Raw genomic sequence first — 12,619 nt, 5'->3', positions numbered from 1 at the left:
GACGACATGTCCTCGAGCTACACCCCGCAGTACGCCATGCTCCACGGCGTGAACGCCTACACGGTCGAGCTGCCCTACGGTCATGAGGATGCCATGACGGCTACCAAGTACGGCTTCATCGGCAATGCCGACTATATTTCCAAGAACAAGGATCAGATGTTCCTCAACCTCCTCGAGCGCTACGAGCGCGGCATCAAGAACATCGATCCCGAGGAGATGCGTCCCTACTACGTGGACCAGCACGACGTCCTGGGTGCTGAGGCAGAGGTCTTCCGTCCCCGCTATGCGGAGAACGGCAGCTTCTTCCCCGAGTACTACGTGATCCCCACGTCCGTCGAGGGCCAGCACGACCGCGCCGCCGTGGGCGAGATGGTCGACTACCTGCTGCGCAACGATGTGAAGGTCAAACAGCTCGCCGAGGACTTCTCGTTTGGCGATAAGAGCTATGCCAAGGGCGACCTGGTGGTCGATATGCACCAGGCGAAGCGCAACATGGCCAACGCCGCCCTGTATAAGAACATGGTCATCAGCGGTTGGGATTCGCTGTACTCCGAGCCCGTGACTAACTTCCCCGATCAGCGCGGCTTCGACATGGACATCATCACCACGCCGGGCGCCTTCGCCGACGCCTCCCTCGACGAGGTCGACAAGGGCATCGAGCTCAAGACCGTCGTCGATGGCGAGGGTGAAACCGTTCGTCTCGAGAACAGCGGCGTCGAGTCCATTCGCGCCGTCAACGCCCTGCTAGCCGATGGCAAGACCGTCGGTCTGGTAACCGAGGGCGAGTTCGCGGGCGATTACGTGCTGTCCGCGAAGGACTTCGGTTCGATCCAGGACAAGTTCGTGCTCGATGCGCATAAGACCGACGACGTTCCCGCCGCCAAGGTGATCAAGAACGACATCAAGGTCTACATTCCCGGCGCCGCGCCCGAATTCCTTACCGACGCCGCCGGCAACGAGTTCGGCGTGAAGAACTTCGAGAACCGCCACAACACCGAGCTCAACTGGGATAGGTTCGCGCTCGGTAACCAGATGGGCTTCACGGTCGTGGATAGCGCCGAGGAAGCCGACGTCATCGTGGGCAACCAGGGCCTGTCCGAGGACGAGATCGCCGCGGTCGCCAAGGGAAAGCCCTACGTCGGCTACACCCTGGGCGCGCTTGAGTCCGTGGCCCAGATGGGCCTGGGGCTCGAGTACAACGACGAGGCCGATATGATGTACGACGCGCTGACCACGGTGGAGTACCCCGAGCAGAGCCTGGCGACCGCCACCTATGTGGGCGAGGGCGACGACCTGGTATACGGTTACGGCGGCAGCTTTATCACGGCCGTGCCCGAGGGCGCGCGCGTGATCATGAAGACCACCGGCGCCGACCCCATCGAGGGCTTCATGAGCGGCGAGCACATCGCCAAGTACAAGGGCACCATCCAGGCATTCGATTACGCCCAGAACGGTATGGACATGACGATCTTCGCCAACACCCTTACCAACAAGGGCCATCAGCAGGATGACTACCGCTTCCTGAGCGGCGCCCTGTTCAGCAAGATGCTGGGCGACGACTACAAGGCATAACGGCTGCCGCGTAGAGGCGACCGCGCATGCAAGAAGGGCTCGGACCATCTCGTCCGAGCCCTTCTGCTGTACCGCGGGGCCTTCAGCTCTCAGAAAGGGGACAGGCACCTTTCAGAGGACGGGCACCTTTCTGAGGCGAAAAAATGCTCGGAAACGTGCCTGTCCCTAATCTGAGAGGTGCCTGCTCGGAAACGTGCCTGTCCCTAATTCGAGGCGCGGAAACGTGCCTGCTCGGAAAGGTGCCTGTCCCTAATTCGAGGGGAAGGTGTCGCGGTCGGGGGCGAAGGACTGCATGGCCTCGATGGTGCGGGCGAACAGGTCGTCCAGCTCCCAGCCCAGCATCTCGGCGCCGGAGCGGATGACGTCGCGCGATACGCCGGCGGCGAAGCGCTTGTCCTTGAACTTCTTCTTGAGCGACTTCACGTTGAAGTCCATCACGCTCTTGGAGGGGCGCATCACCACGGCGGCGCCGATGAGGCCCGTGAGCTCCTCGGTGGCGAACAGGATCTTCTCCATCATGAGCTCGGGCTTGGGCAGCGCGGTGTTGAAGTCGCTCGTGTGCGTCTGGATGGCGCGGATGAGCTCGGCGCTGCCGCCGGCGGCCTCGATGTCCTTGGCGGCGTAGATGGTGTGGTTCATGGGATCGTCGTCGTGCTCTTCCCAGTCGAGGTCGTGCAGCAGGCCGACGATGCCCCAGAACTCCTCGTTCTCGGGGTCGTACTCGCGTGCGAAGTAGCGCATCGTCTGCTCGACCGTCTCGGCGTGCTCGATGTGGAACGGATCTTTGTTGTGTTCCCCGAGCAGTGCAAAGGCTGCATCGCGCGTCATGCCGGCGTTCAAGGCTTCGCCCATGATGGCTCCTTTCATTCAAGCGTATGAATCAAGGAAAGGGTAGCGCGAAAGGGTTACACGATGATGAACGAATCGAGCAACGGCTATTGTTTACCTATGTTAACAGGAGATTTTCGAGAACGGCTACGATCGACCGTGGACGGTTGTGCCCCATTGCCATCATCAAAAATGCAAAAAATAGGAAGATTTCCGTATAACGAACGAAACCGTACGTTCGCCGAGCGGGGTTAGGAAACTCGGTCAAACGGTCGATAATGAAGCCGCAAGGCCAATTGAGTCCAATGCATGCGAGCGCGTCCCCAACGCATAGGAGCCGGATCATCGTGCCGGATGGAGTTGAATCGAGCGGACGGGGCAAGCCGATGCTTTGGGCGTGTGAAAGGAGTGGTGTGCAGGAGGCAAAACGAGAGGTGCGTAGGAAATAGCGATCGATCTTCGATCGTGTTCTCGCGAAATCTGTTTCCGGCCGACCGCCGCATGATTCACGCCGATGTTTGTTGGTAGCTTACGACCGGCGAGAATCAATGCGAACAAGCGTGGCGACGATCGACATTTGACAGATTATAGCTAGCGTGTTCTTGCCTGCGAGGACAATCGTTCCTACGCACAAAATCACCCCCACCCTAGGAACAGATTGGAAAGAGATGAAGAAGAACGCATTTGGAGCGATCGTCGGTACGGCCGCGATTACCGCCGCCCTGACCGTCGCCCCCGCTTTTACCAATTTCGCATGGGCGCTGCCCACCTTCCCCGACGTGACGGTCAACACCGATCACCATGAGCATATCTCGTGGCTGGCGGGCACCGGCATCACCAAGGGCTACCCCGATGGCAGCTTCCGTCCCATGGAGATGGTCTATCGCCAGGATATGGCCGCCTTCCTGTATCGCATCGCCGGCGAGCCCGTCTTCACGCCTACCGAGGACCAGAAGGCCGCGTTCTCCGATGTTACCGAGGCCACGCCGCACGCGAACGAGATCTGGTGGCTCGCCAGCACCGGTATCTCCACCGGCTATCCTGATGGGACCTTCCGTCCCGAGGAGAAGGTCTACCGCCAGGATATGGCCGCGTTCCTGAACCGTCTCGCCACCTATCTGGGCGACAAGGATGCCAAGAAGTTCACGCCCGAGTCCTACGACGTCTTCACGGATGTCAACGCCGACTCCGATCACGCCCGCGAGATCATGTGGCTCAGCTCCGAGGGCATCTCCACCGGCTATCAGGACAAGACGTTCCGCGGCATGACCCCCGGCTTCCGCCAGGATATGGCCGCCTTCCTGCATCGCCTGCAGGTCAACGTCGACGAGATGCTCAACGCCAACCCCGACGCCAAGGTCATCTCCATGACGCGTCGCGGCGCCTACAGCATCACCGTTCCGGTCGAGGGCGTCTCCTATGAGGACCTCGAGAAGGCCGTCGACGGCGGCAAGGTCGAGTGGACCCTCACCCGTGAGAAGGGCATCCGCGATATCAAGGACTTCCCGTATCAGTGGCTGGGCGGCAAGCTCGACACCTGGAAGACGTTCAAGACCAAGTGGCAGGACGCCCAGAGCTTCTTCACCGGCGTTCGCACCGAGGCCACCAAGGTCGACGGCAAGCCCGCGCTGCTCGTCCGCTTCAACACCGAGATGTTCTACGGCGTCGACGGCATCGACGGCCGCGACCGCGCGTACCTGCGCAACTCCATCCTGGACTACACCGGCCTGTACGACCTTACCGCCAAGGTGAACGATAAGGCAGCCGGCTCCACGCAGCTCAACATGCGCGCCTACGAGTCCTATCGCACCCAGGAAGAGATCGACGCCGAGCTGCCCCGCCTCGTCGAGGAGGCCAAGAAGAACGGCCTGCACGCCGAGCTCAAGACCATCGGCAAGTCTGCCCGCGGTCGCGACATCCAGGCCCTCTTCGTGTCCAAGAAGGCTTCCGACCTCACCGATTACCAGGCGCTGACCGAGCAGATGGAGACGGCCCCCGGCGAGCTGCAGAAGCAGGTCGAGGCCGGTACGCTCCAGTACAAGGTCCCGGTCATGTACTCCAACGTCCACGCCGACGAGATCGTTGGTTCCGACGGCGTCCTGGAGTTCGCCGAGGCGCTCGTGAAGAACAGGCCCATCGCGTTCGATACCATCGAGAGCCTGACCGACACCGGTAAGGAGACCCTCAAGAAGGAGATGAAGGAGGACGGCCGCGTCTGGTCCGAGCTCATCAAGGACGACGTCACCGGCGTCGGCTACATCCAGGGCGAGGGCACCAAGAACGCCTCGGGCGCCGGCGCGCACGCCGCCGTCGATATGACCGAGGAGGAGTTCGCGAAGTACTACAACGTCGACTCCCGCGAGCTCGATCCCTCCAAGATCATGGACGACGTCTTCTTCATCCTGGTTCCCTCCGAGAACCCCGACGGTCGCTATGACAACCTCCGCACCGGCGGCAACGGCCTGGACCTGAACCGTGACAACACCTATCAGACCCAGCCCGAGACCCAGGCGATGACCCACCTCATCGCTACCTGGAACCCGATCTCCTTCCACGAGATCCACGGCTACTACACCCAGTACCAGGTCGAGCCCTGCTCGCCCACGCATGACCCGAACAACGAGTACGACCTGTTCATCGACACCGCCCTGCGCCAGGGCGAGGCCTTCCAGGCCGCGTCGATCTCGAACAACGAGTCGATCAACTCCGTCCAGATGCCCATGCGCGACTACCTCTCCATCGATGAAGAGGGCAACCGCCACTGGGAGCCGTTCGACGACATGTCCTCGAGCTACACCCCGCAGTACGCCATGCTCCACGGCGTGAACGCCTACACCGTCGAGCTGCCCTACGGCAACGAGGACGCCGTCACCGCCATCAAGTACGGCTTCGTCGGCAACGCCGAGTTCGTCGCCAACAACAAGGACGAGATGTTCATGAACCAGCTCGAGCGTTACGAGCGCGGTATCAACAACGTCGACTCCGATGACATCCGTCCCTGGTACGTGAGCCAGTCCGACGAGATCGGCGCCGACGCCGACGTCTTCCGTCCGCGCTACGAGGAGAACAACAACTTCTTCCCCGAGTTCTACGCCATCCCCACCGGTGCGGGCGCCCAGCAGGATCGTGCCGCCGTCAACGAGATGGTCACCTACCTGCTGCGCAACGACGTCAAGATCCAGCGCCTCACCGAGGATCTCACCGTCGGCGACAAGACCTTCAAGGCCGGCGACCTGATCGTCGACATGCACCAGGCCAAGCGCAACATGGCTAACGCGGCTCTCTACAAGAACATGGTTGTGGAGAACTGGACCGACATGTACTCCGAGCCCGTCACCAACTTCCCCGATCAGCGCGGCTTCGACGTCGAGATCGTCACCACCAAGGGTGCGCTCGACAACGCCAAGCTCGAGGCTGTTACCGGCGATCTCGGCCTTAAGACCGCCGTCGACGGCGAGGGCGCGTACGTCCGCATCGAGAACAGCGGCGTCGAGGCCATCCGCGCCGTCAATGCGCTCCTGGGCGCCGACGTCAAGGTCGGCCTCATCACCGAGGGCGAGTTCAAGGGCGATTACCTGGTAGCGGAAGCGGACTTCGGCAAGGTGTCCGATGAGTTCGTGCTCGACGCCCACAAGTCCGCCGAGGCTCCCAAGGCCAAGACCATCAAGAGCGACATCAAGATCTACGTCCCGCTCGGCTACAGCGAGTTCATGAATAATAAGGAGGGCAAGCCCTTCGGTCTCAAGAACTACTACAACCGCCTGAACACCGATTACAACTGGGATCGCTTCGCTCTGACCGAGCAGATGGGCTTCACGCTGGTGAGCAGCCCCGAGGAAGCCGATATCATCGTTGGTAACCAGGGTCTGTCCGATGAGGCCGCCAAGCTCGTCAAGGAGGGCAAGCCCTACGTTGGCTACACCTCCGGCGCCATGGCTTCCGTCAAGGAGCAGATCGGTCTCGACCTCGACTTCTACGAGGGCTGGGGACACGACGCCCTGACCACCGTCGAGTACGTCGACCAGGACAGCATGACCACCGCCACGTATCGCGGCGAGGGCGACGACCTCGTGTACTTCTATGGTGGCTCCCACATCAAGAAGCTTCCCGCGGGCGCTGTCGAGCTGCTGAAGATCACCGACGAGAAGTTCGTCGAGGGTTGGATGCCGCCTGAGGTCCAGGCCGAGTACAAGGGCTCCACGCAGGCCTTCGATTACGCCGAGAACGGCATGAACATGACGATCTTCGCCAACACGCTGACCAACAAGACGCACCAGCAGGACGATTACCGCTTCCTGACGAGCGCTCTGTACAGCAAGATGCTCGGCGAGGACTTCAAGTAGTCGTTGCGGATATCGACCATGTGCTAGGGAAGCGCACGGCTTTCCAGGGCACCGAGAGGGGGTCGGACGGTATGTCCGGCCCCCTTTCTCATGGCGCGTCGCGGCAACAAGAAGCCTCCCGGCATCGCGTATACGGAGCAAGGCGATGCCGGGAGGCGAAAGGGGAGCGTGTGGGGGCTGCGCGCGCCGTACGGGCTAGTTGAGCGAGGGCGCGAACTGGTCGAACGCATCGACCATGCGGGTTTCGATTTCCTCTTCGGAGCAGCCGATGGCCACCGAGAGCTCCTCGAGCGCGCGGCGGTGCGCCTCTTTGAGTACGCGCGCGTAATAGCTGCTGGGCTTCTTATCGTGCGCTTGCGCGTCGTGGATGCGCCGGCGCATCGTCTTGGCCACACGGACCGTTTCGGGGGCTCCGTGCTTGAGCTGCTGCTTGAAATAGCTTTCTTCGAGCGAGCTGTTGCGCTCGGTAAAGGGGTCGCACTCGATGGCATCGTAGTTATCGATAAGGTCTTGGGCGAGCTCGCGCGAGATGCAGCTGTGCAGGCGATCCTGCATGGCTACGGGATACATCATGCGCGTCTTGGCGTGGCCGCTCTTGGCCTCGAGTACGATCATGGGCGCAGGTGTTTCCTCGAAACCCATGACGGTGCAAACGCCCTGGCCCGGGTGGATAACGTGCTCTCCGATACGAAACATGCTCTTCCTCCAACGTTACTGCTCTGCTATGCTTTGAAATTTCCACTTTTTAAGAATACCACTGCGCCGTGTGAAAGTGCAAATGCTCGGTATATAAAACACGAGGTATAGGCCCTAGTTTGCGTTGATGGGCGCGGCGCTGGGCATGCAAGGGCCCACGGGGTGCACGGCCGGCGGGCTTCGAATGGACGGGGTGCGCGGGACTCGTGGAGCCGGTTCGTGTAAGCGTATGCATAGAAGTCTGTCAGCATGCCGATGAATATCGACCGAATGCATAGAAACACTACCAGCGCGTACGTCAGTGTGGTAGAGTATAGGACAATTTTATGCAGGTGCCCTGCGAGACCACCATCTCAGGGCGTGTGAAAGGGAGAGCTTATGCCTGAGAAGATTGAAGAGCTGGTACGCGCCGCGCTCGCCGCCGCGCAGGAAGCGGGAGACGTTCCCGCGTTCGACCTCGAGGATTGTGGTCTCGAGCGACCTGCCGACACTTCTCATGGTGAGTGGACCTCCACCTGCGCGATGAAGTCCGCCAAGCTCGCCCACTGCGCGCCGCGCAAGATCGCCGACGCCATCGTGGCCCATATGCCCGAGGACGCCTCCATCTCCAAGGTCGAGGTCGCCGGCCCCGGCTTCATCAACTTCTACCTCAACGCCGCCGCCAGCAACGCCGTTCTGGCCGAGGCGCGTGCCCAGGGCAGGGATTTCGCCAAGTCCAACGTCGGCCAGGGCCTCAAGACCCAGGTCGAGTTCGTTTCCGCCAACCCCGTGGGCCCCATGCACGTGGGCCACGGCCGCTGGGCCGCTCTGGGCGATTCGCTCTGCCGCGTGATGAGCCATGCCGGCTACGATATCCAGCGCGAGTTCTACATCAACGACCACGGCTCGCAGATGGACGTCTTCGGTAACTCCATCTCGTATCGCTACATGCAGCTCATCGAGATCATGGAGAAGGAAGGCCTCGATATCGACGGCGCCCGCGACTTCCTGGCCAAAGATCGCGACAACTACGTGCAGGACGAGGCCGACGAGCACCTGGATTCTCATCCCTACATGGATGCGTTCACCCAGGGCCTGGGCGGCAACGCGTACGGCGGCACCTATATCATCGACGAGGCCGCTGCCTTCTATAAGGCCGACGGCGACAAGTGGGCCCATGTTTCCGACGAGGAGCGCGTGCTGTATTTCCGCGAGGCCGGCTACGCCAAGATGGTCGACAACATGCGCGAGCTTTGCCACGAGGTTCGCTGCGACTTCGATAAGTGGTTCTCCGAGCGCACCGTCTACATCAAGGACACCGAGGGCGAGAACGCCGGCACCTCCGCGGTCGACCGCGCCTTCGCCAAGCTCGACGAGATGGGCTACCTCTACAACAAGGACGGTGCCCTGTGGTTCCGTTCCACCGACCTGGGCGACGACAAGGACCGCGTCCTGGTAAAGGCCAACGGCGAGTACACCTACTTCGCTTCCGACGTTGCCTATCACTGGGATAAGTTCCAGCGCGTCGACCATGTTATCGACATTTGGGGCTGCGACCACCACGGCTACATCAACCGCGTCCGCTGCGTCTGCGACGCCCTGGGCTATCCCGGCAAGTTCGAGGTTCTGCTGGGCCAGTTTGTCAACCTGCTGCGCAACGGCAAGCCCATCCGTATGTCCAAGCGCAAGGGCACCATGGTCACCTTCCGCGAGCTCGTGGACGAGGTCGGTGCCGACGCCACCCGCTACACGCTGATCTCTCGCTCCTCCAACCAGGCCATCGACTTCGATATCGAGGCCGTTAAGGAGAAGAGCTCCGATAACCCGGTGTACTACGTGCAGTATGCTCATGCGCGCGTGTGCTCCATCCTGCGCAAGGCTGCGGGCGTCACGCCCGAGGAGGCCGCCGAGATGGGTATGGAGGCCGTTGCCGCCAAGGCTATCGGCGAGAACGTGGACTACTCGCTGCTCACCGATCCCACCGAGCTCGCGCTGTCCCGTAAGATCTCCGAGCTCGAGGATCTTATCGCCAGCTGCGCTCGCGATCGCGCGCCGTTCCGCCTGACGCACTTCGCCGAGGAGCTCGCTGCCGGTTTCCACAGCTTCTATCAGGCCTGCCAGGTGCTTCCGAGCGAGGGCCGTCCGGTCGACGAAGAGCTTTCCCGTGCACGCCTGGCTGCGTGCGACGCCGTTCGCTCCGTGCTCGATCTGGTGCTGAGCCTCATCGGCGTGTCCGCGCCTGCCGTGATGCAGCGCGAGGAGAAGTAATCGCTGCCAACCTGTTGCGTGGTACATCGAACCGCCCAAAAGCCGTGCGCTTTTGGGCGGTTTTCTTATTTCCGGCCTCGCCGTCTCTTCCGGCTTGGCGGCATGCGGGCGGCGGGTTTCGCCACACCCTTGGCACCTTCGTGCGCAAACAGCCGAAGCGTATGGGCCCATGCCCCTCGTACTGCAGTTTTGGTAATTTTCAGGCAGGTGCGAGAACGGCTGTGATACACTCACGATATGCATGGTACGGACATGCACCCTCGCATATTCCTCAAATCCCAATGATGAGCATTTGAATAACGCCTTGTTTTCGCTTGTTGTCATATCCGTGTAAACGGGGGAAATAGGAGGTCCCATCATGAAGTTCTTCATCGATACAGCGGATTTGGCGGAAATCGCCGAAGCAAAGAGCTGGGGCTGCCTGGCGGGCGTCACCACCAATCCGTCGCTGTACGCGAAGACCGGGGGCAAGCTCGCCGATTTCGAGTCGCATATGCTCAAGATCGCCGATCTGTGCGAAGGTTTGCCGGTATCGGTGGAAACCACCGCGTCTACGGTGGAGGGCATGGTCGAAGACGGCCTGAGGTTCTCTTCGCTCGCTCCCAATATCGTGGTTAAGGTTCCCATATGCGAGGCCGGCCTGGCGGCGTGCCGCATGTTGGCCGACAAGGGCGTTCGCGTGAATATGACGCTCGTGTTCTCCGCCACGCAGGCGCTGCTCGCAGCCAATGCGGGCGCTCGGTATGTGAGCCCGTTCATAGGCCGCTTCGACGATATCGCGGAAGACGGCATAGCCCAGCTTGCAGACGTTGTGGCCTGTTTGGGGAACTACGACTGGAGTGGGAAGAACGTGGACAGCCGCGTCGAGATCATCGCTGCATCGGTTCGCACGCCGCTGCATGTGACCAAGGCCGCGTTGCTGGGTGTCGACATTGCTACCGTGCCATTCAAAACGCTGAGCAAGTGCCTCAGGCATCCTCTGACCGATCGGGGAATCGCACTGTTTGAGGCCGACTGGAAGAAAGTTGAGCAGGCATAGTGACTGAAGAGAATAGGGACGAAGTCGCTTCGATGTCGGCGCAGATGCCGGCGCCCGTCGAGATGGGTGATGGCGCCATGCGCCCGCGCCCCGCGAACTCGGTGGAGGGCCAGGGGCCCCTGGATGGCGGGGAGGCGCCCGCGCCCCGTCGGCGCGGCAGGAAGCCCAAGGATGCCCGTCCCCAGGTCGAAGCGGAGGCTTCGCAGCTTTCCGGGGATGCCCGCGAGCAGCATGATGCTGCAGCGGATCCTGTGCGCGAGGACGCGGCCGCTGCCGAGAAGCCGGCACCCAAGCGCACGCGCAAGCCGCGTGTGAAGAAGGCGGCACCCGCGGCGGCGGAGAGCGAGCCCTCTGCCGAGACGCTGCAGGCTCGCGCACTCGCCCAGATCTCGCAGGCATCGGTCGAGCGCCGTCAGCGCCGTATCGAGAAGCGCGCCGTCGAGATGCTCGCCGGCGGGGATGCCCCGGCTCCCGTCGCAGACACGGGATCGGCCGGCGATGCGGACGCGACGGAGGAGAAGCCGGTCGCCGCGAGGCGCACCGCTGCGCGCAAGAAGCCCGCTCGTACGGCTTCGGCGGATGCGCCCGTTTCGGATGGCGCCCCGTCTGCGGCGGAGCCGGCGGCGCCCGCGTCCACGGACGAGGTGCCCGCGCCCGCGCCCGCCATCGAGATCCCGTTCGTCGACCCCGCCCTGCGTCCGAATCGCCGCGGCAGGAAGCCCAAGGCGTACGTAGAGGCGGAGCGCGCCGCCGCCGCGGCCCTCGAAGCCGCCCAGCGCGCCGCGCTCGAGGCCGCCCAGCGAGATGCGGCCGCAGGCGAGGGCGATATGGCTGCCGCCGAGCAGCAGGCGGCATCCGATGCGCGCGAAGGCAAGGTCGAGCGCGATGTGCGCCCCGGCAGGAGCCGTCGCGCCTCCAAGGAGAAGCGCGAGGGCGAGCCGGCCGCGCGCAACGACGAGCAGGCCGCTTCGGAGGGCAAGGCCAAGCGCGCCCATAACGACCGCAAGCGCGCGCACGGCGAGGACCGCGCGGAGCAGAAGCAGGGCGCCGGCGATCGCGCCGACAAGCGTGCCAACCGCCAGCAGAACAACCGCAAGAATCGCAACAACCGCTTCAATGCGCCCTCCGAGCCCACGCTTTCGCGCGAGGAGCTCGCCGGTTACAAGGTGGCCGAGCTGCGCGAGAAGGCCAAAGAGCTCGAGATCGACTATGCCGGCATGAAGAAGGCCGAGCTCGTCGAGGAGGTCTATACGGCCGCCGCGCGCGCCGAGGGCTTCCGCGACCTCGAGGGCATCTTGGATATCACGCACGACGGCTTCGGCTATATTCGCGCTCGCGGCTATATGCCCAGCCGTGACGACGCCTTTGTTCCCGCGAACATGATCCGCGGCATGGGCCTGCGTGCGGGCGACTACATCTGCTGCTCGCTGCGCCCGTCGCGCGCGAACGACAAGTTCCCCGGCGTGGCCAAGATCGCCAGCGTCAACGGCAACGACCCCGAGACGATGAAGCGCCGCCCCAAGTTCGCCGACCTTACGCCGATCTACCCCAACGAGCCGCTGAAGATGGAGCACGGCCGCGATTCCATCACCGGCCGCGCGATCGATATCGTGGCCCCGGTCGGCAAGGGCCAGCGCGGCCTCATCGTGTCCCCGCCCAAGGCGGGCAAGACCACGATCTTGAAGAAGATCTGCCAGGCCATCGCTACCAACAATCCCGAGGTGCACCTGATCTGCCTGCTGGTTGACGAGCGCCCCGAAGAGGTCACCGATATGCAGCGCTCCATCAAGGGCGATGTGGTGGCTTCCACGTTCGACATGCCCGCCGACAACCACACGCGCGTGGCCGAGCTCGTGATCGAGCGCGCGAAGCGCCTGGTCGAGATGGGAGAGGA

At 62.6% G+C, this 12,619-nt stretch carries 6 protein-coding genes and 1 pseudogene; 5 read left to right on the top strand and 2 right to left on the bottom strand.

Annotated features, from left to right (window positions below; all coding sequences use genetic code 11):
* Nucleotides 1–1,572 (top strand): annotated as a pseudogene (locus tag I2E26_RS01915) (peptidase M14); the annotation flags it as partial.
* A 249-nt stretch (nucleotides 1,573–1,821) separates the two neighbouring features.
* On the opposite strand, the gene I2E26_RS01910 reads toward I2E26_RS01915, so the two are convergent.
* Nucleotides 1,822–2,424, bottom strand: a complete 603-nt coding sequence (locus I2E26_RS01910) for an HD domain-containing protein (RefSeq protein WP_147588005.1) — start codon at nucleotides 2,422–2,424, stop codon at nucleotides 1,822–1,824.
* Between the two features lie 644 nt (nucleotides 2,425–3,068).
* Here I2E26_RS01910 and I2E26_RS01905 point away from each other — a divergent pair.
* Nucleotides 3,069–6,743 (top strand): S-layer homology domain-containing protein, encoded by a 3,675-nt coding sequence (locus I2E26_RS01905; RefSeq protein WP_195419400.1) that lies wholly within the window; start codon nucleotides 3,069–3,071, stop codon nucleotides 6,741–6,743.
* 195 nt (nucleotides 6,744–6,938) lie between these two features.
* Here the strand turns inward: I2E26_RS01905 and I2E26_RS01900 are convergent, their stop codons facing one another.
* A complete protein-coding gene (locus I2E26_RS01900; protein ID WP_195419399.1) occupies nucleotides 6,939–7,439 on the bottom strand; it encodes a CarD family transcriptional regulator in 501 nt (166 codons plus the stop codon).
* Between the two features lie 378 nt (nucleotides 7,440–7,817).
* Between I2E26_RS01900 and argS the strand changes: the two genes are divergently transcribed.
* From argS to I2E26_RS01885, 3 genes are all read left to right on the top strand, one after another.
* Nucleotides 7,818–9,686: an arginine--tRNA ligase gene (argS, locus tag I2E26_RS01895; RefSeq protein WP_195419398.1), complete on the top strand. Its 1,869-nt coding sequence runs from the start codon at nucleotides 7,818–7,820 to the stop codon at nucleotides 9,684–9,686.
* 358 nt (nucleotides 9,687–10,044) lie between these two features.
* Nucleotides 10,045–10,725, top strand: a complete 681-nt coding sequence (locus I2E26_RS01890) for a transaldolase family protein (RefSeq protein ID WP_195419397.1) — start codon at nucleotides 10,045–10,047, stop codon at nucleotides 10,723–10,725.
* Nucleotides 10,725–12,619, top strand: a 1,895-nt coding sequence (locus I2E26_RS01885) for a Rho termination factor N-terminal domain-containing protein (RefSeq protein WP_370551420.1), incomplete at its 3' end; no start/stop codon positions are given. The genes I2E26_RS01890 and I2E26_RS01885, both read left to right, overlap by 1 nt.

It is taken from the genome of Collinsella sp. D33t1_170424_A12, from assembly GCF_015554865.1.
GTDB lineage: Bacteria > Actinomycetota > Coriobacteriia > Coriobacteriales > Coriobacteriaceae > Collinsella.
The sequence above is the reverse complement of the archived record's forward strand: the minus strand, read 5'-3'. Positions and strand labels throughout refer to the sequence as shown.

Coding starts and splice junctions, on each gene's coding strand:
- I2E26_RS01910 (WP_147588005.1), bottom strand. CDS start 2,424: ATGGGCGAAGCCTTGAACGCCGGCATGACGCGCGATGCAGCCTTTGCA.
- I2E26_RS01905 (WP_195419400.1), top strand. CDS start 3,069: ATGAAGAAGAACGCATTTGGAGCGATCGTCGGTACGGCCGCGATTACC.
- I2E26_RS01900 (WP_195419399.1), bottom strand. CDS start 7,439: ATGTTTCGTATCGGAGAGCACGTTATCCACCCGGGCCAGGGCGTTTGC.
- argS (WP_195419398.1), top strand. CDS start 7,818: ATGCCTGAGAAGATTGAAGAGCTGGTACGCGCCGCGCTCGCCGCCGCG.
- I2E26_RS01890 (WP_195419397.1), top strand. CDS start 10,045: ATGAAGTTCTTCATCGATACAGCGGATTTGGCGGAAATCGCCGAAGCA.